The organism is Pseudomonas sp. NFACC45, from assembly GCF_900113505.1.
Classification (GTDB): Bacteria; Pseudomonadota; Gammaproteobacteria; order Pseudomonadales; family Pseudomonadaceae; genus Aquipseudomonas; species Aquipseudomonas tehranensis.
Genome location: NZ_FOPO01000009.1, coordinates 184261 through 205125, shown reverse-complemented (window position 1 = coordinate 205125; position 20865 = coordinate 184261). Strand labels below are relative to the sequence as shown.

Below are 20865 nucleotides of genomic sequence, written 5' to 3'. Positions count from 1 at the left end.
TCCCGGCTTTCCGTACAACCCGTGGAGTGATGGCATGGCGGACGTAAACAAGGTCGTTCTGGCGTATTCCGGCGGCCTGGACACTTCGGTGATCCTCAAGTGGCTGCAGGACACTTATAACTGTGAAGTGGTGACCTTCACCGCTGACCTGGGGCAGGGCGAAGAAGTCGAGCCTGCACGCGCCAAGGCTCAGGCCATGGGCGTCAAAGAGATCTACATCGATGACCTGCGCGAAGAGTTCGTCCGTGACTTCGTGTTCCCGATGTTCCGCGCCAACACTGTTTACGAAGGCGAGTACCTGCTGGGTACCTCCATCGCCCGTCCGTTGATCGCCAAGCGCCTGATCGAAATCGCCAACGAAACCGGTGCCGACGCCATTTCCCATGGTGCCACCGGCAAGGGCAACGATCAGGTGCGTTTCGAACTCGGTGCCTATGCCCTCAAGCCCGGCGTGAAAGTCATCGCACCGTGGCGCGAGTGGGATTTGCTGTCTCGTGAAAAGCTGATGGACTACGCCGAAAAGCACGCCATCCCGATCGAGCGCCACGGTAAGAAGAAATCCCCGTACTCGATGGATGCCAACCTGCTGCACATTTCCTATGAAGGCGGCGTGCTGGAAGACACCTGGACCGAGCACGAAGAAGACATGTGGCGTTGGACCGTCTCCCCGGAGAAGGCTCCTGACACCCCGCAATACCTGGAGCTGACCTATCGCAACGGCGATATCGTCGCGCTGGACGGCGTGGAAATGAGCCCGGCCACCGTGCTGGCGACCCTGAACCGTATCGGTGGCGAACACGGCATCGGTCGTCTGGACATCGTCGAGAACCGTTATGTCGGCATGAAGTCCCGCGGCTGCTACGAGACCCCAGGCGGCACTATCATGCTGCGTGCTCACCGTGCGATCGAGTCGATCACCCTGGACCGCGAAGTGGCTCACCTCAAAGACGAGTTGATGCCCAAGTACGCCAGCCTGATCTACACCGGTTACTGGTGGAGCCCGGAGCGCCTGATGCTGCAACAGATGATCGATGCCTCCCAGGTCAACGTGAATGGCGTCGTGCGCCTGAAACTGTACAAGGGCAATGTCATCGTCACCGGGCGCAAGTCTGACGACTCCCTGTTCGATGCCAACATCGCGACTTTCGAAGAGGACGGTGGCGCTTACAACCAGGCCGACGCTGCTGGCTTCATCAAGCTCAACGCCCTGCGCATGCGCATCGCGGCGAACAAGGGTCGCAAGCTGTTCTGATCCTTGCTCCATGAAAACGGCCTGCCATGTGCAGGCCGTTTTTTTTGGGGGACCTTTCCTCTGCGCTGCGCATTCGTTGTGGCGCTGTCTCCTGACCGCTCATCCATCCTGTCTGTCCGCTAAAGCTTCAGTGCTGTCGCGGCGGCCAATGAGGTGGACGACGATTCGTGTGCGTTCAGTGGCCTGTTTTGCGCGTTTGGGTCGATTGGCTTCGGCCAGGCCTTCCGGTGGCCGGGGGATAACCAGAATGATCAGTCGTTGCTGTTTTTTTTGTGGATGAACAGTTATCAGCCATCCTTTGCCCTTGGTCGCCCTGCGGGAAAGCCGTTCGCGCCGACAGCTCGAATCATCCATGATTTTCATGAAGTGTTTGCTCTTGCGAAAATCAGAGGGCGAATATAACGAGCGATAGTTAAAGTTCAGGGTGATGAAAAAAAGAAATAATAGATAGAACGGAAAGCTGATCAGAAACCAAAGATAGTATTCACGGTCCTGATCGTCGAGGAAAGGCAGGGAGATGGCTGCCGAAGTCTCGGACAACGTTGCGAATATAGCGATTAGTGTCATGGGGTTGGTGATGATTTTTGACGGTTTGTTCATGGTGGATGCTCATAACGTATTCAGACTCGGTGATTGCATTAGAAGGGTGTGAGTAATTGATAAGTTTGCGGTGAAGGTGTTGAACGTGGTGTCTCCTCATAAAAGGGATTGAATAAATTTCGCTTATTCTTTATGTGAATTCAAATCTATTTAAATAAAATCATTGTGGTTGTGTTGGTAAATAATTCAGTTACTTTTTATGAGTCGAGTGTTTTTTCGCTATTTGCGGACGGGGGTGGATGCAGAAAAAAGCGCTTGTTTAGAGGGGGTACGGGTTGCCGGATGCATCCATTTGCCTCTGTAAACAAATTTATGGCGCATTATTTCCAAGGGGATTTGTAGGATTTTTCTGTATCGCTTGTAGGTTGCGTCTCTCGGTGCGAGCGGTCAGGGGGGGCGGCATGCCAAGGTAGAATTGACTAGGCTATTGTGCGTGCTCTAAAAATTCGAACAGCGAAGTTGGATTTGCCCATGAATAAAGTGCTGATCGTGGATGATCATCCCGTCATTCGTCTTGCTGTACGTTTGCTAATGGAGCGTCATGGATATGAAGTTATTGCTGAAACCGATAATGGCGTCGATGCGTTGCAACTTTCCCGTGAACTTATGCCTGATATCGTTATTCTGGATATCGGCATTCCGAAACTGGATGGATTGGAGGTCATCGCACGCCTGACCGCCAACCCTTCACCTTTGAAAGTTCTGGTGCTGACTTCCCAAGCACCTGGGCATTTTTCGATGCGCTGCATGCAGACGGGCGCAGCCGGTTATGTGTGCAAGCAGCAGGACCTCACCGAATTACTCAGTGCAATCAAGGCGGTACTGTCGGGGTACAGTTATTTCCCCAATCAGGCGCTGCATACGGTGCGATCGAGTCTGGGTAACGCAAGCGAGTCCGATATGGTCGATCGACTGTCCGGGCGAGAGATGATGGTCTTGCAGCAACTGGCTCGCGGAAAGACCAACAAGGAAATTGCCGATGGGATGTTCTTGAGCAACAAAACCGTCAGTACCTACAAGACACGCTTGTTGTTGAAGCTCAATGCCCGCTCGCTGGTTGATCTGATCGAACTGGCCCAGCGTAACGGGTTAGTGTGAGTTTTTCCGGCTGCGCGTACAGTAAAAAGCCTCCATTCGGGAGGCTTTTACGTGTCAGAGGTCAAAGTCGTAATCGGCCAGTTGTTTCTGCAAGCGGCGCTCTTCCAGCAGATTATCAATCGTGCGACGTTTGCTCAGATTGGTTTTCGCTGTTTCGACGACCACAGGTTCCACATCGTCGGCCTCAACGGCGATGAAATCGTCTTCTACATCCAGTTGTTCTTTGTCAGCACTCATGGGATCGACTCCAGGCTTAAACTGCCATTGGCGCTCCTTATATCGATAAACCACGGGCGGGTAAAAAAGATTTTTTCAATCGACAAATCAATAAAAGCAATAGTGCCTCAATCGTCGGAGGTCTTGTGCTTGTATTCGCACAAATCCTCGATTCGGCAGCTGCCACAGCGGGGCTTGCGCGCCAGGCAGACGTAACGTCCGTGAAGGATGAGCCAGTGATGGGAATCGAGTAGAAACTCCTTGGGTACGAATTTCATCAGCTTTTTCTCCACCTCCACCACGTTTTTGCCCGGCGCCAGCCCGGTGCGGTTGCTGACGCGGAAAATGTGCGTGTCGACCGCCATGGTCAGTTGGCGAAACGCGGTGTTGAGCACCACATTGGCGGTTTTGCGACCGACCCCTGGAAGCGCTTCCAGCGCTTCGCGAGTCTGTGGGACTTCGCCGTCGTGACGCTCGATCAGCAGGCGGCAAGTCTCGATCACGTTTTTTGCCTTGCTGTTGAACAGGCCGATGGTCTTGATGTACTCGGACAGCCCTTCGACGCCCAGCGCGTGGATCGCCTGCGGCGTGTTGGCCACCGGGAACAGCTTGGCCGTGGCCTTGTTGACGCCGACGTCGGTGGACTGGGCCGATAGAATCACCGCGATCAACAGTTCGAACGGCGAGCTGTAGGCCAATTCAGTCTTCGGTTCCGGGTTGTCTTCGTGCAAGCGACGGAATATTTCCAGGCGTTTTGCGGCGTTCATGGGCGCGGCGTTTCCTCAATCGTTGAAGGGGGGCTGGCGCCCGTCCAGGCTTGACGCGCTGCCAGCAGCAGGCCGAGCAGAATAAATCCGCCAGGGGCGAGCAAGGCCAGTGGTATTACGTTGCCAATCAGCTCGCGCAGGGCGCCCAAGGCAATCATCAGCAGGCCGAACAGCCCCGCCAGCCGGAGACGCTCGGGCAGGCGCGAGCTAGCGAAGACGTCGTCATGCTCCAGCGCCACGCAGCTCAAAGCGATCCAGCCAATGTAAAGGCTCAGCGACTGATACATTTCCAGCATCCAGGCCTGCGTCACCAAGCCTGCGCAAGCCGTCAGGGTGGCGGCCAGCACAATGGAGGCGAGCAGTCGCTGAGGCGCTGTCAGGTGGGACCGTAACAGCCCCATGGTCAAACCATGGCCGGCACTGATCAGTGCCCAGGCCAGCCATAAGCCCAGCGCGTTTACCAGCGAATCGCTGGCGCCGACCAAGGGGACGAGCAGCAGGCCGCGGGTCAGGACCAATGGCTTATTCATTAATGATCACTCCGGTCAGTTGAGCCTTATGCTCGTCGAAGTAACGCAGTGCATCGTGAACAGCCTGCAGGACTGATCGGGACGTGACGGTCGCGCCAGCCAGTTGATCGAACTGCCCCTGATCCTTTTTCAACGCCCAGCCGCTGTCGGTGGGAGCCTGGAGCGACTTACCATTGAAGGTTTGCAGCCAGGGGTTTGGCCAGTCAGCGATGGCCGCGCCCAGGCCGGGCGTTTCCGACTGGCGCAGGGTTTTCACGCCCAGCAACCGCCCCTGCGGGTCGATAGCGACCAGCAATTGGATGCTGCCTTCATAGCCCAGTGCCTGGCTGTGTAGCAACACCGCGCTGGGCAGGCCGGCGCGAGTCGCCAGGTATCCGCCCAGCAGCGTGCTATGGGCCAAGGTCACGGGGGTCGTTACGACAGGTTGCGCCAATGGCTGATTGTCGTATCGGTCGGTCGGCAGCACGTCGAGCAAGGTTCTGTTCGCAAGGTCTTGTTGCTGACCTTTGATGCGCCCTGCGGTGCTGAGCTGAGTCAGGTAAGTGGCCCCAATGCCGAGACCAATCAGCAAAGCCAGGATGGCACCACCACGGTAGTTTCTCATAGGGGCTGCGGCCTGTGTCGCGCTTCGGCGAAGCGCTCCAGCGCGGGCACGCCGAGGTTCATCAGCAGCACCGCAAACGCCACGCCGTCCGGGTAACCACCCCAGGTCCGGATCAGGTAAATCAGCAGTCCCACGCCTGCGCCAAACAGCAGGCGAGCGAGGGGCGCTTTGGCGCCCGAGACCGGTTCGGTCACGATAAAAAATGCACCCAGCATGGTGGCGCCCGTGAGCAGATGAAACAACGGCGAGCCATTGGAGTCGGAGCCCGATCCGTTCCAGCACAACAGGCTGATGATGAACAGGCCGGCGAGCATGCCCACCGGCGCGTGCCAACTGAACACCCGTTGTTGCAGCAGGAACAGGCCGCCGGCCAGAAACCCCAGGTTGACCCACTCGACGCCGCGCGCACCCCAGCGTCCGAACGCCGGGTGGGCGGCGAACAGCTCATCGATGGTCAGGCTTTTGTTGATTCGCAGGCTGTCCAGGGCCGTTGCTCCTGCCCACCCATCAGGCCCAGGGTAAACCCCGAACACCTGTTGCAGGCCGTCGGACAGGCTCATGCCGTGGAGTGCCGGCCATTGATTGAGTTGCTGGGGAAACGCGATGAGCACCAAGGCGTAGCCGAGCATCGCCGGGTTGAATGGATTATTGCCGACACCGCCCCACAGGTGCTTGCCCAACAGCAAGGCGCAAGCCGTGGCTGTGACGGTCAGCCACCAGGGGCAATACGCCGGCAAGGCCAGCGCCAACAGCGTGGCGCTCACCAGCGCGCTGCCATCGTTGAGTGCGGGTTTGAGCGGCCGGCGCCTCAAGCGTAGCGCCAGTGCTTCGACGGCCAGTGCGCTAAGGCCCGCCAGTAACAGGTTGAATACCACGCCCCAACCATAAAACCAGGTCAACGCCAGAATGCCGGGCAATGTCGCCAGTAGCACCCGCAGCATCGCCTGCCGCAGCCGTTCGTCCATGGGCTCAGGGAGCGACATGAGCATCCACCTGGCGTTCGGCGTCTTTCACCGCTTGCTCCAAGGACTCTACTTGTTCATCCGGCGCCCCTGCGGCCCTGGCCTTGCTGAGTTCGGCGCGACGCATCGCCAATTGGATCTTGGCCCGCTTCAGCTCGGCACTTTGAGTGGGGGCGGGGGTTGAAACAGTGGGCTGTACAGTCGCTTCCAGCTGCATCAAGGCTTGTTGCGCTGCTTCGAACTGGCGCTGTAGCACGATCAGCTGCGACTGTTGTTCGAAGGTCGGCGGGTGGCCGAATGCTTTCAAAGACTTGTTCAACTGCGCACGGCTCATCGCCAGGTCGATCTTGGCTTTTTTCAAGGCCGCATCGGCGTTGGCGGCTTTTTGCGCCCGTACCCGCTCCAATGCCGCTTGCACGGGATCGACGGACTGGATTTGGGCCTGGGAGGCGCGCTGTGTACGGGCCAGGCGCTCAGCCAGACGCTGCTCCTCTTCCCGGCGCAGCCGTGCGTTGCGCTGTTCGAAGCGCCGCCGGGCATGATCGCGCTTGGCGGTGCGCGCCTGCTGTTCTTCGATGCTGGAGGCCAGGCCGCCAACCACCGGCACCACGGTTGCCGTGGGCAATGGGTGCATTTCGATGCAATCGACCGGGCAGGGCGCCACACAAAGATCGCAGCCTGTGCATTCGTCGATCAGGACGGTGTGCATCAGCTTCGCCGCACCGACAATCGCATCTACCGGGCAGGCCTGGATGCACTTGGTGCAGCCGATGCATTCGGCTTCGCGAATAAAGGCGATCTGCGCCGGGGCTGAACCACGGCTGGTATCCAGCTCAAGCACAGGTACTTTCATCAGCTCGGCCAGGGCCGCAATGGTTTCACGGCCACCGGGCGGACACTTGTTGATCGGTTCGCCCTGGGCAATACCTTCGGCGTAGGGCTTGCACCCCGGGTGGCCGCACTTGCCGCATTGGGTCTGCGGCAGCAGGGCGTCGATACGTTGAATCAGACTCATGCTTTGACCAGCCCGCGCAATCCAAGAAATGCCACCGCCATGAGCCCTGCGCCGATCAGCTGGATCGGCAGGCCACGAAAGGGCCTGGGGATATCGTTATCGAAGGTGCGCTGACGTAAATCGTCGAACAGGCTCAACACCAGCCAGAAACCCAGGCCGGCGCCCAGGCTCGCGGCGACGGCGAGGCCCAGGCCGTGGTCAGCCCGGCTGTTGAGCAGCGTGATGCCCAGTATGCCGGCATTGCCCAGCAGCAGTGGCCACAAACCATCGAACGGCAGCTTCGGCAGCCAGCGCCCCAGCCAGTGCAGCAACGGTGCAATCAGCAACACGCTCAAGGACAGCCATGCAAACAGGCGCAGCGAGGTCAGATTGGCCGGAACCAGCAGCCAATGATCGATCAGATAACCCAGGGTGCCGACCATCAGCATCAGGCATGTCGTCGCCAGGCCCAGGGCGTGGACTTGCCTTCTTCCATTGGCCGCCAGCAGCGGATTGACGCCCAGCGGCCAATGCAACACGAGGTTGTTGATCAAGGCGGCGCTGAACAGCGTAAGGACGATTTCGGTCATGGGGTGCTGGAACAAGAACCTGTCTTTAGAGGTTAGGCATTATCCGGCACACCGTCAGGGTGGGCCAGATATGAAAATCCCACAGCCGCCTGCCGGGCGACTGTGGGATCGGTACAGCACCGGGTTGCGTTATTTGATCCGCTGGCCCGGCTTGGCGCCGCTATCGGGGCTCAGCAGGTAGATTTCTTCACCGCCAGGGCCTGCCGCCATCACCATGCCTTCGGAGATGCCGAAACGCATTTTGCGGGGCTTGAGGTTGGCGATCATCATCGTCAGCCGGCCTTCGAGCTTGGCCGGGTCCGGATAGGCGCTCTTGATGCCGGAGAACACGTTGCGCTGCTCATCGCCGATGTCCAGCGTCAGGCGCAGCAGCTTATCGGCGCCTTCCACGGCTTCAGCCTTGAGAATCAGCGCCACGCGCAGGTCGATGGCGGCAAAGGCGTCGAAATCGATCTCCGGCGACAGCGGGTCCTTGGCCAGTTCGCCATTGCCGGCAGGGGCGCCGGTGTCGGTCTGGCTGGCGGCCAGGTCTTCTTTCGAAGCGTCGGTCATGGCTTGCACCTTGGTGGCATCAATGCGAGTCATCAGCGGCTTGAACTCGTTCAGTTGATGGTTGCTCAGCAGCGTCCGGTGGTCGTCCCAGGTCAGCGGCGCGACGTTCAGGAACGCCTCGGCGTCGGCGGCCAGCAGCGGCAGCACCGGCTTGAGGAAGATCACCAGTTGGCGGAACAGATTGATACCCAGGGCGCAGATCGCCTGGACTTCGTCCTGCTTGCCTTCCTGTTTGTTCAGTGACCACGGTGCCTTGTCGGCGATCCAGGCATTGGCGCGGTCGGCCAGGGCCATGATCTCGCGCATCGCACGGGCAAAGTCACGGGCCTCGTAGGCATCGGCGATGCTCGGTGCCGCCGCCAGGAAGGCCTCGGTCAGCTCCGGCGCGGCGTTACCGGCCACCAGTACACCGGCGTTGCCTTTGTGGATGAAGCCCGCGCAACGGCTGGCGATATTGACCACCTTGCCCACCAGGTCGGAGTTGACCTTCTGCACGAAATCTTCAAGGTTCAGGTCCAGGTCGTCCACGCCACGGCCGAGCTTGGCCGCGTAGTAGTAGCGCAGGTATTCCGGCGACAGGTGATCCAGATAGGTGCGGGCCTTGATGAAGGTGCCACGGGACTTGGACATTTTCTGGCCGTTGACGGTCAGGTAGCCGTGGACGTTGATGCCGGTCGGCTTGCGGAAACCGGCGCCCTCGAGCATGGCGGGCCAGAACAACGCATGGAAGTTGACGATGTCCTTGCCGATGAAGTGATACACCTCGGCCGTGGAGTCCTTGCCCCAGAACGCGTCGAAGTCCAGCTCAGGCGTACGGTCGCAAAGGTTCTTGAAGCTCGCCATGTAGCCGATGGGCGCATCCAGCCATACGTAGAAATACTTGCCGGGCTCGCCGGGGATTTCGAAGCCGAAGTACGGCGCATCGCGGGAAATGTCCCATTCTTGCAGGCCGGAGTCGAGCCATTCGGCGAGCTTGTTGGCCACCGCGTCGTGCAACGTGCCGCTGCGAGTCCAGGTTTGCAGCATCTGCTGGAAATCAGGCAGCTTGAAGAAGAAGTGCTGGGAGTCCCTGAGCACCGGGGTGGCGCCGGAAATCGCCGATTTCGGGTCTTTCAGGTCGGTCGGTGCGTAGGTGGCGCCGCATTTTTCGCAGTTGTCGCCGTACTGATCCTCGGTGCCGCATTTAGGGCAGGTGCCCTTGATGAAGCGGTCGGCCAGGAACATGTTCTTTTCCGGGTCGAAGTACTGGGTGACCGAACGGGTCGCGATGTGCCCGGCGTCACGCAGTTTCAGGTAGATCTGGCTCGACAGCTCACGGTTTTCTTCGGAGTGGGTGGAGTGGAAGTTGTCGAAGTCCACCAGGAAGTCGGCAAAGTCGGCACTGTGTTCAGCCTGGACGTTGGCGATCAGTTGTTCCGGGGTGATGCCTTCCTTTTCCGCACGCAGCATGATGGCCGAACCGTGGGCGTCGTCGGCGCAGACATAGATGCAGTGGTTGCCGCGATGTTTCTGGAAGCGCGTCCACATATCGGTCTGGATGTATTCCAGCATATGGCCGAGGTGAATCGAACCATTGGCATAGGGCAGGGCGCTGGTGACGAGGATCTTGCGTGGCTCGGACATGGGGCTCGGCTACTTGATGAAACGGAGGTCGGCCACTATAAAGCGCCGGGAAATATATTTCACCCCACCGGCCTGTTTCCGCATGCATCGGTTGGGGGCCTGAGCCAAGCTCAATTTGTGGCGAGGGGATTTATCCCCGCTGGGTTGCGACGCAACCCCAAAACCTGGCACCTCGGTGAGGCAGGCTGGTCAGATTCGAATGTTTTGGGACTGCTGCGCAGTCCAGCGGGGATAAATCCCCTCGCCACAAAAGGTGTTCGCCCTGCTGTAATCGGGTCGCCACGCGGGAGCGCGGGGCGTAGGATAGCGGCCTGTTTTTCAAGTCTTGTTATCGGAGTTGCCCATGAGCGCCGTCAATCGCGCAGCGGTGGAAGCCGTTCTTCGCCAGTACACCGACCCTTACCTGAACCAGGACCCGGTCAGCGCCGGATGCGTGCGCGCCATCGACATCCAGGGGGATCGCGTCAGCGTTCAACTGGAAATCGGCTACGCCGCCGATCTGTTCAAGAACGGTTGGGCGCAGATGCTGCAGATGGCGATCGAGGCCTTGGAGGGTGTGGTCGCCGCCAAAGTCGACGTCACCAGCGTGATCGCTGCCCACAAGGCCCAGGCGCAAGTGCCGGGGCTGGCGAACGTCAAGAACGTGATCGCCGTGGCCTCGGGCAAGGGCGGCGTGGGTAAATCCACCACCGCCGCCAACCTGGCCCTGGCCCTGGCCCGTGAAGGCGCGAAGGTCGGGATTCTCGACGCGGATATCTATGGTCCGAGCCAGGGCATCATGTTCGGCGTGGCCGAGGGCACCCGGCCACAAGTCAAGGATCAGAAGTGGTTCGTGCCGATCCAGTCCCATGGCGTGGAAGTCATGTCCATGGCCTTCCTGACCGATGACAACACGCCGATGGTCTGGCGCGGGCCGATGGTTTCCGGTGCCTTGCTGCAACTGGTGACGCAGACCGCCTGGGGCGATCTGGATTACCTGGTGATCGACATGCCGCCAGGCACCGGGGATATCCAGCTGACCCTGGCGCAGAAAGTCCCGGTGGCTGGCGCGGTGATCGTCACCACGCCGCAGGACCTGGCCCTGCTGGACGCCCGCAAGGGCGTGGAGATGTTCCGTAAAGTGAACATCCCGGTGCTGGGTGTGGTGGAAAACATGGCCGTGCACATCTGCTCGAACTGCGGACATGCCGAGCACCTGTTTGGTGAAGGTGGTGGGGTGAAATTGGCGAGCCAGTACGGCGTCGAGCTGCTGGCCTCGCTGCCGCTGTCGATGTTGATTCGCGAACAGGCCGATGGTGGCAAACCGACCGTCATTGCCGAACCGGACAGCCAGATCGCCATGGTCTATCAGGAACTGGCCCGCCACGTGGGCGCGCGGATCGTGTTGCAGGAAGCCGCCATGCCGGCGATGCCAAACATTACCGTCAGCGACGATTGATAGCGACGATTGATCGGCTGAACTGCAATCTCCTGTGGGAGCGGGCTTGCTCGCGAATGCGGCGTGTCATTCAACGGATAAGTTGGCTGGTCTACCGCATTCGCGAGCAAGCCCGCTCCCACAGTCGTTTTGCGGTGCTTTTAGATCCGCAACCCGCCATCCATCTCCAGGATCCGGCCGGTGTAATAGTCGTTCTCGAAGATGTACGCCGCCGAATGGGCGATCTCTTCGGGTTTGCCCATACGCTTGAGCGGGATCCCGGAGGTCATTTTTTCCAGGGCTTCGGGTTTCATGCCCAGGGTCATTTCGGTTTCGATGAAGCCCGGCGCGATGCCGGCGACACGGATACCGTAGCGTGCCAGCTCCTTGGCCCAGGTCACGGTGGCGGCCGCCACGCCGGCCTTGGCCGCCGAATAGTTGGTCTGGCCGACATTGCCGGCGCGCGAGATCGACGAAATGTTGATGATCGCGCCGCTGTTCTTCAGCTCGACCATTTTCGCTGCCACTTCGCGGGTGCACAGGAAGACACCCGTGAGGTTGACGTCGATCACTGCCTGCCACTGGGCCAGGCTCATTTTGCTCATTTCGCCGTCCTTGACCTTGAGCAGCAGGCCGTCGCGCAGGATCCCGGCGTTGTTGATCAAGCCATGAATCGCGCCGAAGTCCTCGGCGACCCGGGCGACCATGTCGCTCACTTGCTCCTCATTGGCGACGTTGCACAGATAAGCCCGGGCCTCTACACCCTTGGCCGCGCAGGCGGCAACCGCCTGGTCGAGTTTTTCCTGATTGAGGTCGACCAGGGCGAGCTTCGCGCCTTTGCCAGCGAGATACTCGGCCATGGAGCGGCCCAGACCCTGGCAACCGCCGGTGATAATGATTACTTTGTCGGTGAGTTGCATGCGCATGTCCAGATTGCAGAGCGGTGGAGGATTTTCCTTTTAATGGCCTCTCGGTCTGCGACGGCGTAGCCCGGCTGCACACGAGAACTGCCCAAAGGCGCGCTGGTACATTGCTCCAGTCGCCTGACCGTTTCCAGACGGATTTGATCAAAGGAGTCATAATTTGAGCGTTGAAGCTGCCAAGCATGCACGAGAATTGCTGCTCAAGGAATACCGTGGAATGCTCTCCACCCATTCCAAATCCATGCCCGGTTTCCCGTTCGGCTCCGTGGTGCCCTATTGTCTCGACGACCAAGGCCGTCCACTGATCCTGATCAGCCGCATCGCCCAACACACCCACAACCTGCAAAAGGACCCCAAGTGTTCGATGCTCGTCGGTGAGCGAGGGGCCGAGGATGTGCAGGCCGTAGGGCGCCTGACTTATCTGGCCGAGGCGCGCAAGCTGCAAGACAACGTCGCCATCGACGCCGCCGCTGAACGTTACTACCGTTATTTCCCTGAATCGCAGAACTACCACAAGGCCCATGACTTCGATTTCTGGGTGCTCCACCCGGTGCGTCATCGTTACATCGGTGGCTTTGGGGCCATTCACTGGATCGACCAGATCACCCTGGCCAACCCCTTTGTCGGCAAGGCCGAAGCCAGCATGATCGACCACATGAATGCCGACCATGCCAAGGCCATCGCGCATTACGTCGAGCTGGCCGGTCTGCCCGCAACCGAACCTGCGCAACTGGCCGGTATCGACAGCGAAGGCATGCACTTGCGGATCGGTCAGGCCCTGTACTGGCTGGCGTTTCCAGCGCCTTGCAATACGCCGACACAAGTGCGCGAAGCCTTGGTTTATTTGGCTCACGCCGAGCAATGGCCAAAAAATGCTGAGGCTGACGCTTGAATTCACGAAAGGGCGACGTCATTTAGGGTTTGATAGCAAGGCATTCTTGCGTTGAGGAACCTTTTGATGCGCCCTTTTTTGTTGCTCTTTCTGCTGTTCCCGGTGTTGGAGCTGTTCGTATTCGTCAAGGTCAGCGGTGCGATCGGGTTTTTCCCGGCGTTGCTGCTGGTCATTCTCGGCTCGATGCTCGGCGTGTTCGTGCTGCGCATCGCCGGCCTAGCTACGGCCTTGCGTGCCCGTGAAAGCCTGAACCGTGGCGAGCTGCCTGCCCAGACTATGCTCGAAGGCCTGATGCTGGCCTTGGGTGGCGGTCTGTTGATCCTGCCTGGCTTCATCAGCGATGTGCTGGGCCTGGTCATGCTGCTGCCGTTCACCCGTCGGTTGCTGGCCAATAAAATGCGCCAGCGTGCCGAAGAACAGGCGATTCGCCAGCGAGCCTTCGCCGACGACCTTCAGCCCCGTGGCGGGCCGACGCCACGACAGCCTGTGGGGCGCGAACCGGATGTGATCGAAGGCGAGTTCGAGCACCGCGATCCCAAGTAAAACCAGCGACACGGCACCTTCGGGTGCCGTGTTCGTTTGCGGCTTCGTGAAGTAAAAAAATTTCTACCCGACCCTTGAAATCGGCTTGTACGCCCTTATGTATGGGTCACCGCAAGGTTTCCGGTGGCGACACTGGACAGACTTCCGCGGTTCGCTTGACGAACCGCATCCGGCTCCGCCGGCTTTTGTTAAACCCGCCGGGACTACACCGGCCGATGAAAACCAAAATTAGGAGAGATCGACAATGAAGCTTCGTCCTCTGCATGACCGCGTCGTCATCCGTCGCAGCGAAGAAGAGAAGAAAACCGCTGGCGGTATCGTCCTGCCAGGTTCGGCTGCTGAAAAAGCCAACCACGGTGAAGTTCTCGCTGTAGGCCCAGGCAAGGCTCTGGAAAACGGTGAAGTACGTGCGCTGGCCGTGAAAGTGGGTGACAAGGTTGTGTTCGGCCCTTACTCCGGCAGCAACACAGTGAAAGTCGACGGCGAAGACCTGCTGGTGATGAGCGAGAACGAAATCCTCGCTGTCCTGGAAGGCTGATTCCCCCGCTCATTTTCCCGTTACTACAAAGTATTTAAGGAATATCGATCATGGCTGCTAAAGAAGTTAAATTCGGCGATTCCGCCCGCAAGAAAATGCTCGCCGGTGTCAACGTCCTGGCTGACGCAGTAAAAGCGACCCTGGGCCCTAAAGGCCGTAACGTGATCATCGAGAAGAGCTTCGGCGCTCCGACCATCACCAAGGACGGCGTTTCCGTCGCCAAAGAAATCGAGCTGAAAGATCGCTTCGAAAACATGGGCGCGCAGCTGGTCAAAGACGTTGCCTCCCGTGCCAACGACGACGCCGGTGACGGCACCACCACCGCCACCGTTCTGGCTCAATCGATCGTCAACGAAGGCCTCAAGGCTGTCGCTGCCGGCATGAACCCGATGGACCTCAAGCGTGGCATCGACAAGGCGACCATCGCCATCGTCAAAGAGCTTAAAGCCCTGTCCAAGCCATGCGCTGACACCAAGGCCATCGCTCAGGTCGGCACCATCTCGGCCAACTCCGACAACTCCATCGGCGACATCATTGCCGAAGCCATGGAAAAAGTCGGTAAAGAAGGCGTGATCACCGTTGAAGAAGGCTCGGGCCTGGAAAACGAACTGTCGGTTGTAGAAGGCATGCAGTTCGACCGTGGCTACCTGTCGCCGTACTTCGTCAACAAGCCGGACACCATGGTTGCCGAGCTGGACAGCCCGCTGATCCTGCTGGTCGACAAGAAAATCTCCAACATCCGCGAAATGCTGCCAGTGCTGGAAGCCGTTGCCAAAGCCGGCCGCCCACTGCTGATCGTGGCTGAAGACGTTGAAGGCGAAGCCCTGGCGACTCTGGTTGTGAACAACATGCGCGGTATCGTTAAAGTCGCTGCCGTCAAGGCACCGGGCTTCGGTGATCGCCGCAAAGCCATGTTGCAGGACATCGCCGTACTGACCGGCGGTACCGTTATCTCCGAAGAGATCGGCCTGAGCCTGGAAAGCACCACCCTGGAGCACCTGGGTAACGCCAAGCGCGTGATCCTGTCCAAGGAAAACACCACCGTGATCGACGGTGCCGGCGTCGAGGCTGATATCCAGGCTCGCGTGACTCAGATCCGCGCACAAGTGGCCGACACTTCCTCCGACTACGACCGTGAAAAACTGCAAGAGCGTCTGGCCAAGCTGTCTGGCGGCGTTGCAGTGATCAAGGTTGGCGCTGGTTCCGAAGTTGAAATGAAAGAGAAGAAAGCCCGCGTTGAAGACGCCCTGCACGCAACCCGCGCAGCCGTCGAAGAAGGCGTGGTACCTGGCGGCGGCGTGGCACTGGTTCGTGCCCTGCAGGCCATCAGCGAGCTCAAAGGCGACAACGATGACCAGAACGTGGGCATCCAGTTGCTGCGTCGTGCTGTTGAAGCACCGCTGCGCCAGATCGTTGCCAACTCCGGCGACGAGCCAAGCGTTGTGGTCGACAAGGTCAAGCAGGGTTCGGGTAACTACGGTTACAACGCTGCTACCGGCGAATACGGCGACATGATCGAAATGGGCATCCTGGACCCAGCCAAAGTGACTCGTTCGGCTCTGCAAGCGGCTTCGTCGATTGCCAGCCTGATGATCACCACCGAGGCGATGATCGCTGAAATCAAGGAAGACGCTCCAGCTGGCGGCGGCATGCCAGACATGGGCGGCATGGGTGGCATGGGCGGCATGATGTAAGCCAGCCTTACCCCTGTACTGAAAAACCCCGTCTGCGAAAGCAGACGGGGTTTTTTAATGCCTCGGGTTTACCCCAGCATTGGCGAGGGACCAGCGGTCCCTGTGGGAGCAAGCTTTGCTCCCTCGGGGTTTAGGCGCTAACAGGATCCCCCTCGGCCACTGGGTCAGCTCCAACGGCCGGTCTGTAAAGGATGTAGTAATAACACCCCAGGCAAATCAGCCAACAGAACACCGCCGTCCACACATTATGGGAAAAGAAGTGCGCCCCTTGCATCATGCGGCTCACGGAGAACAGCGTTCCCAGGGAGGCAGCGAATATGAAGGCTTGGCGGGCCAGGCGCGGACGACGGTCGCGCAGTACGAAGAACAACGCGAACAGCGTAAACCCGGTGGCAGCGTGACCGCCGGGCCAGCATCGACCGGGTTTGTCAGTGGCCGGGCGCGGGCTCAGCAGCTCGCTGTAGGTCTGCTTGCCACCGAACTCCTTCAGGCTCCAGGGGCATTGCACTGCCGTTACGGCTTTCAACGGCGTGATGAATGAAGTCGCCAGCGCCAGGGAGAGCACCAGGCAGCCCAGTTCGCGTTTGAACGGTTTGAGTCGGGTGAGGAAGAACGTGCAGATGAACCCGAGAATCGACAGCACAGAAAACGCGATGACCACCTGTTTGGCCCGGTCATGCAGGATGTCTTCCAGAAAAAAACTGTGCCGACCGATGAACCCTTCGGCCGGGTCGTAGAACAGCCTGGCCAGATCCATGTCCAGGGTGGTCAGCTCCAGCAGCACCAGGATGATTGCGATAGCAGCGGGCAGGCCCAGGGCGACCCGAAAATTCAGTGGCCTGGGGACGGGACGGGTGGTGGTGGAAACCATGGCAGTACCTTTCTAAGAGGCTTCGTGAACAGCGCGTTGCGCGCAGTCTGGTCCGGGCACCGTTGGCGAGGCGTCAATGCCGGGTGAAAAACTCGTCAATGCCGGGCAACCCACTCCATGGGCCGCATGACAGTTGTGGGAGCAGGGAAACCGGAAACCACCACTGAGGAGGTTTGGATGGCCGGGAAGTCTAGGGCTAAATAAACCATCCAGGACACTTGCTCCCACATGGGGTTACTCGCCAGGGCCACCGATACACCTCTAGCCGTGATTCACACTTGGCCTTAAGCTGCGCGGGCCACGATGACCGTCCACGTGCGCAGAGGAGATGCCCATGCGAATTCTGTTGGTTGAAGACAACCGTGACATCCTGGCCAATCTGGCCGATTACCTGGGGCTCAAAGGCTATACCGTCGATTGTGCCCAGGACGGTTTGTCGGGGTTGCACTTGGCCGCGACCGAGCACTACGACCTGATCGTGCTCGACATCATGCTGCCGGGCATCGACGGCTACACCTTGTGCAAGCGTCTTCGCGAGGACGCCCGACGTGATACACCGGTGATCATGCTCACCGCCCGGGATCAACTGGACGATCGCCTGCAAGGGTTCAAGTCCGGCGCCGATGATTACCTGGTCAAACCTTTTGCCTTGTCGGAACTGGCGGCGCGGATCGAAGCGGTCATGCGTCGGGCCCAGGGTGGCGGGCGGCGCGCCTTGCAGGTCGGTGACCTGAGTTACGACCTCGACACCCTGGAAGTCACCCGCGAAGGCAAACTGTTGAAGCTCAACCCGGTCGGCCTGAAGCTGCTGGCGGTCTTGATGCAGAAAAGCCCCCACGTGCTGCGCCGGGAAATCCTCGAAGAAGCCTTGTGGGGCGATGATTGCCCGGACAGCGACAGTCTGCGCAGCCATGTTCACCAATTGCGTCAGGTGATCGACAAACCGTTCGACAAACCGCTGCTGCACACCGTGCATGGCGTTGGTTACCGTCTGGCCGAGGGCCGAGATGGAGTTTAAGCAGAGCCTTGCCCAACGGATCATCATCGCCTTTGCGCTGATGAGCGCGTTGGTCGCCGGGGCATTCGCCATGGGCATCGTGGCGACGGTTCACTTGGTGGAAGAAAGGCTGATTTCCGCCGGGCTCGGTGGAGACCTGCAACGCCTGCTGCTGATGGACAGCGTTTCGGACTGGAGTCACCGTCCGGAACCTGACCAGTTGTTCTATTTCAGCGGCGGCCCGGGTGACTTCGATTTACCCAAGGATCTGCGTCACCTGGACCGCGGTTTCCACGAGGTCTTTCGTGCGCAATTGTCGTATCACGCCATGGTCGAGATTGTTGACGGTCGACACTACGTGTTACTGCAGGACCAGAGCGACTTCGAAGAGCGCGAACGGGTGCTGTTCGCCGTGGTGCTGGTGGGATTCGTGCTCAGCCTGGCGCTGGCGGTGTTCCTGGGTTGGGTCCTGGCTCGCCGGGTGATGGCGCCGGTCGTGCGCCTGGCCCGGCAGGTGCGCCATCGCGACCAGCTCCTGGGGCTGGCCCCGCCGCTGGCCCCTGACTATGCCGCCGATGAAGTGGGTGAGCTGGCCGTGGCATTCGACGCTACGCTGGGGCGACTGCGCCAGGCCCTGACGCGTGAGCGGTTGTTTACCAGTGACGTAAGCCATGAGTTACGCACGCCGTTGATGGTCCTGGCCAGCTCCTGTGAGCTGTTGCTGGAGAACCCGGCTCTGGATCAGCGCGGTCGCAAACAGGTCGAGCGGATCAATCGGGCCAGCGAAGAAATGCGCGAGCTGGTGCAAACCTTCCTGATGCTCGCCAGGACCCAGCGCGAAGACAACGGCATGTCGCCCCGGTTGACGTTAGGGCAGGTGGCCGAGGACCTCGTTGGGCTGTGGCGTGCACCGATCGAAGCCAAGGGCCTGACCCTGATCTTCGAGCCGGGGCAAACCGCCGACACTCCGTATAACGCCACGTTCCTGACCGCCGTCATGGGCAACTTGCTGCGCAACGCCTTGCACTACACCGACCAGGGCTTCATTCGCCTCACGCTGTCTGCGACCGGGTTCATGGTCGAGGACAGTGGCGTGGGCATTCCTGAGGAAAAACGCGAGGCGATGTTTGAACCGTTCGTGCGAGGTAACGAAAAGCGCGGCGAAGGGCTTGGTTTGGGGCTTTCATTGGTGCAGCGGATTTGCGAGAACCAGGGCTGGACCGTGAGCCTCAGCACCATGGAGCCCAATGGCTGTCATTTTGAGGTTGAGTTGCATCCTCGCAACTGAGCACGGCGCTCAGGTCTGCATGTTGGAAACATCCTGAAAACCGTCGAGTGCCTGCATGATGAAGTTTTCACAAAGGGATGACTTGGCGTGCACATGTCCATCCCTAGTGTGGGAGCCATTGCATCATGGAGGCTCTCGCCAATGTCCAATCCTATCAAGCTCGACTTTTCCGAAAAATATGACGAAAAGCACGCCCACCAATACCTGCATAAACACCAGACCGGTCTGAGTCGTCGCCTTTCCCACCGCCGTGATGAACAACTGGCACGCACGGCCTTGACGTTGGCAGGTGACCCAGGACTGGTGCTGGACCTACCGTGTGGCGCCGGGCGTTTATGGCCTGTGCTGGCCGAAAAGCCGAACCGGGTAATCGTCGGTGCGGACAATTCCACAGCCATGCTCCAGACCGCGTTGAACGCTCAACCCAGCGATGTCGTAAAACGGGTACAACCCTTGCACGCTTCTGCGTTCGACATTGCCTTGCCTGATAACGCCGTCGACAGCATTTTTTGCATGCGCCTGCTCCACCACATCGGTGAACCTGCGCATCGACTGGCGATTCTGCGGGAATTCGAGCGTGTCACTCGTGATAGCGTGATCGTTTCATTGTGGGTCGATGGAAATTTCAAGGCCTGGAAACGTAAACGTCTGGAGTACACGCGTGGGCAAAAAGGCTACCAGAATCGATTTGTGTTACCGGCCGCTACAGTCGAAGGTGAATTCCGACAGGCTGGTTTCCGCATTCAGGAACGACTGGACTTCCTGCCGCTCTATGCCATGTGGCGAGTTTATGTATTACGTAAGAGGTAACAGCATGGTTGTGGCAGTAGAGACAACAGCGGCCCCCCGCTGCGGCTTCGAACACTTCTGGAATCAGCAGGGTGAATGGGTGGAACAACCCAATGTGCGTCGTGGTGGTGAAAGCGGAGTGCAGCGGATCAACAACGGCGGCGATCTGCTCTATGCCAAGCGTCAGACAGGGCATATTTACCGTAGCTTGTTGCATCCGTTTGGCCGCCCAACCGTGCTACGTGAGCAAGATGCCCTGCTGGCATTGACCCGGCTCGACGTCAGCGTTCCAAAGGTCATCTTCTGTGGTGCACAGCGGGACCCGATTCACAAGTGGCGTGCGTTGCTTGTGACTCATGCGCTGGACGGTTTCGTGGAGTTGGATCACTGGTATGCCGCAGGCGGGCGCGAGCGTCATGGCGAAGCGGGGCATGACCGAATTCTCCAGGCATTGGCAGAGAACCTGGCTCGCATGCATAAGGGGCGTTGGCAGCATGGCTGCCTCTATACCAAGCATGTTTTTGTGCGCGTGACCGGAGAGGGTGAGTCCGCTCGGGCCGAAGTGGCCCTGCTGGATTTGGAAAAGTCCCGTCAACGCCTGACTTCCCGGACCGCAGCGTCCCACGACATGAAGCAACTGCGACGCCATTCGTCGTTCAGCGATTCAGAATGGGAAAAACTCGTCTACTTTTACAGAGCGGCGTTTGGCAGCGCTATCAAAGGTTTATAGCAATGAAATTAGAAATTGCTAGAGGTCTGTTTCTCGTAGGAGCCCTGGCAGTTACCTCAATGGCGGTGGCGGTATGGGAGCAGCCCCGTTCGCAGATCCTCAGTGCTTCCCACCCGGACGCGCACTGCCCTTTGCCACGTGTGGCCAAGGCCAGCGAGGCGATCCGGCCGGACGATGATCTGTTGTTGTTCATGTTCAGTCTTTCCCAAGGCATGAGGCCCCAGAGTTGATGGACAGGAAGCCAAAATAAAGGCCTCGCGTATGCGAGGCCTTTATTTTTGGACCTGTAGTAAATCACCGTGGCGAAGGAATTTATCCCCGCCGGGCCGCAGGACCTGCGTAGGAGCTCTGTAGGAGCTGTCGAGCGAAGCGAGGCTGCGATCTTTCCGTGGGCA

At 59.3% G+C, this 20865-nt stretch carries 23 protein-coding genes; 12 read left to right on the top strand and 11 right to left on the bottom strand.

Translation table 11 applies throughout. The features are described 5' to 3' along the window. The first annotated feature begins 34 nt into the window (after positions 1-34). Complete coding sequence (locus tag BM132_RS18075) at positions 35-1252, top strand: argininosuccinate synthase (protein WP_024779511.1); 1218 nt, start codon at positions 35-37, stop codon at positions 1250-1252. Positions 1253-1351: 99 nt separating this feature from the next. Here BM132_RS18075 and BM132_RS28720 read toward each other — a convergent pair whose 3' ends face one another. After that, positions 1352-1852 carry a hypothetical protein gene (locus tag BM132_RS28720; protein WP_092457454.1) on the bottom strand — a complete coding sequence of 167 codons (501 nt, stop codon included), beginning with the start codon at positions 1850-1852 and terminating at the stop codon, positions 1352-1354. Between the two features lie 471 nt (positions 1853-2323). On the opposite strand from BM132_RS28720, the gene BM132_RS18065 reads away from it, so the two are divergent. Continuing rightward, positions 2324-2950, top strand: coding sequence for a response regulator transcription factor (locus BM132_RS18065; protein ID WP_047227014.1), 627 nt, complete (start codon positions 2324-2326; stop codon positions 2948-2950). A 54-nt stretch (positions 2951-3004) separates the two neighbouring features. Here BM132_RS18065 and BM132_RS18060 read toward each other — a convergent pair whose 3' ends face one another. The 8 genes from BM132_RS18060 to metG form a co-directional block, all read right to left on the bottom strand. Continuing rightward, a complete protein-coding gene (locus tag BM132_RS18060) occupies positions 3005-3187 on the bottom strand; it encodes a PA3496 family putative envelope integrity protein (RefSeq protein ID WP_047227013.1) in 183 nt (60 codons plus the stop codon). A gap of 107 nt (positions 3188-3294) precedes the next feature. Next, positions 3295-3933 carry an endonuclease III gene (gene nth, locus BM132_RS18055; RefSeq protein ID WP_092393164.1) on the bottom strand — a complete coding sequence of 213 codons (639 nt, stop codon included), beginning with the start codon at positions 3931-3933 and terminating at the stop codon, positions 3295-3297. Further along, entirely contained in the window at positions 3930-4463 is a 534-nt protein-coding gene (locus BM132_RS18050) for an Rnf-Nqr domain containing protein (RefSeq protein WP_092457451.1), read from the bottom strand. Before BM132_RS18050 ends, nth begins: the two co-directional genes overlap by 4 nt. Then, on the bottom strand, positions 4456-5067 hold the full coding sequence (locus tag BM132_RS18045; protein ID WP_092457448.1) for an RnfABCDGE type electron transport complex subunit G: 612 nt from the start codon (positions 5065-5067) through the stop codon (positions 4456-4458). The genes BM132_RS18050 and BM132_RS18045 overlap by 8 nt, the downstream gene beginning before the upstream one ends. Next, positions 5064-6050, bottom strand: a complete 987-nt coding sequence (locus tag BM132_RS18040) for an RnfABCDGE type electron transport complex subunit D (RefSeq protein WP_092457445.1) — start codon at positions 6048-6050, stop codon at positions 5064-5066. Before BM132_RS18040 ends, BM132_RS18045 begins: the two co-directional genes overlap by 4 nt. Next, a complete protein-coding gene (gene rsxB / locus BM132_RS18035) occupies positions 6037-7044 on the bottom strand; it encodes an electron transport complex subunit RsxB (RefSeq protein WP_092457442.1) in 1008 nt (335 codons plus the stop codon). Before rsxB ends, BM132_RS18040 begins: the two co-directional genes overlap by 14 nt. Beyond that, on the bottom strand, positions 7041-7613 hold the full coding sequence (locus tag BM132_RS18030) for an Rnf-Nqr domain containing protein (protein WP_092457438.1): 573 nt from the start codon (positions 7611-7613) through the stop codon (positions 7041-7043). The genes rsxB and BM132_RS18030 overlap by 4 nt, the downstream gene beginning before the upstream one ends. A gap of 129 nt (positions 7614-7742) precedes the next feature. After that, positions 7743-9788: a methionine--tRNA ligase gene (metG, locus tag BM132_RS18025; RefSeq protein ID WP_092393145.1), complete on the bottom strand. Its 2046-nt coding sequence runs from the start codon at positions 9786-9788 to the stop codon at positions 7743-7745. Positions 9789-10131: 343 nt separating this feature from the next. Between metG and apbC the strand changes: the two genes are divergently transcribed. Continuing rightward, the gene (apbC, locus tag BM132_RS18020; RefSeq protein ID WP_092457435.1) at positions 10132-11226 is read left to right on the top strand and encodes an iron-sulfur cluster carrier protein ApbC; all 1095 of its coding nucleotides are present in this window, start codon (positions 10132-10134) and stop codon (positions 11224-11226) included. 140 nt (positions 11227-11366) lie between these two features. Here apbC and BM132_RS18015 read toward each other — a convergent pair whose 3' ends face one another. Then, positions 11367-12125, bottom strand: a complete 759-nt coding sequence (locus BM132_RS18015) for an SDR family oxidoreductase (RefSeq protein WP_092457624.1) — start codon at positions 12123-12125, stop codon at positions 11367-11369. A gap of 163 nt (positions 12126-12288) precedes the next feature. Here BM132_RS18015 and BM132_RS18010 point away from each other — a divergent pair, with 163 nt between their 5' ends. The 4 genes from BM132_RS18010 (at position 12289) to groL (ending at position 15795) form a co-directional block, all read left to right on the top strand. Continuing rightward, positions 12289-13020: a HugZ family pyridoxamine 5'-phosphate oxidase gene (locus BM132_RS18010; protein ID WP_092457432.1), complete on the top strand. Its 732-nt coding sequence runs from the start codon at positions 12289-12291 to the stop codon at positions 13018-13020. A 66-nt stretch (positions 13021-13086) separates the two neighbouring features. Continuing rightward, positions 13087-13563, top strand: a complete 477-nt coding sequence (locus BM132_RS18005) for an FxsA family protein (protein ID WP_092457430.1) — start codon at positions 13087-13089, stop codon at positions 13561-13563. A gap of 244 nt (positions 13564-13807) precedes the next feature. Beyond that, on the top strand, positions 13808-14101 hold the full coding sequence (locus tag BM132_RS18000) for a co-chaperone GroES (protein WP_003204913.1): 294 nt from the start codon (positions 13808-13810) through the stop codon (positions 14099-14101). A 50-nt stretch (positions 14102-14151) separates the two neighbouring features. Then, positions 14152-15795 carry a chaperonin GroEL gene (groL, locus tag BM132_RS17995; protein WP_092393133.1) on the top strand — a complete coding sequence of 548 codons (1644 nt, stop codon included), beginning with the start codon at positions 14152-14154 and terminating at the stop codon, positions 15793-15795. Positions 15796-15925: 130 nt separating this feature from the next. On the opposite strand, the gene BM132_RS17990 is transcribed toward groL, so the two are convergent. Next, entirely contained in the window at positions 15926-16666 is a 741-nt protein-coding gene (locus tag BM132_RS17990; protein ID WP_092457428.1) for a phosphatase PAP2 family protein, read from the bottom strand. Positions 16667-17000: 334 nt separating this feature from the next. Here BM132_RS17990 and colR point away from each other — a divergent pair, with 334 nt between their 5' ends. From colR to BM132_RS17965, 5 genes are all read left to right on the top strand, one after another. Beyond that, the gene (gene colR, locus BM132_RS17985) at positions 17001-17684 is read left to right on the top strand and encodes a two-component system response regulator ColR (RefSeq protein WP_047226998.1); all 684 of its coding nucleotides are present in this window, start codon (positions 17001-17003) and stop codon (positions 17682-17684) included. Continuing rightward, on the top strand, positions 17674-18951 hold the full coding sequence (locus BM132_RS17980) for a sensor histidine kinase (RefSeq protein WP_092457426.1): 1278 nt from the start codon (positions 17674-17676) through the stop codon (positions 18949-18951). The genes colR and BM132_RS17980 overlap by 11 nt, the downstream gene beginning before the upstream one ends. A 141-nt stretch (positions 18952-19092) precedes the next feature. Beyond that, a complete protein-coding gene (locus BM132_RS17975) occupies positions 19093-19761 on the top strand; it encodes a class I SAM-dependent methyltransferase (protein ID WP_092457424.1) in 669 nt (222 codons plus the stop codon). Positions 19762-19765: 4 nt separating this feature from the next. Further along, a complete protein-coding gene (locus BM132_RS17970; RefSeq protein WP_092457421.1) occupies positions 19766-20470 on the top strand; it encodes a lipopolysaccharide kinase InaA family protein in 705 nt (234 codons plus the stop codon). A gap of 2 nt (positions 20471-20472) precedes the next feature. After that, positions 20473-20700 (top strand): hypothetical protein, encoded by a 228-nt coding sequence (locus tag BM132_RS17965; RefSeq protein ID WP_076383717.1) that lies wholly within the window; start codon positions 20473-20475, stop codon positions 20698-20700. Positions 20701-20865: the final 165 nt, after the last annotated feature.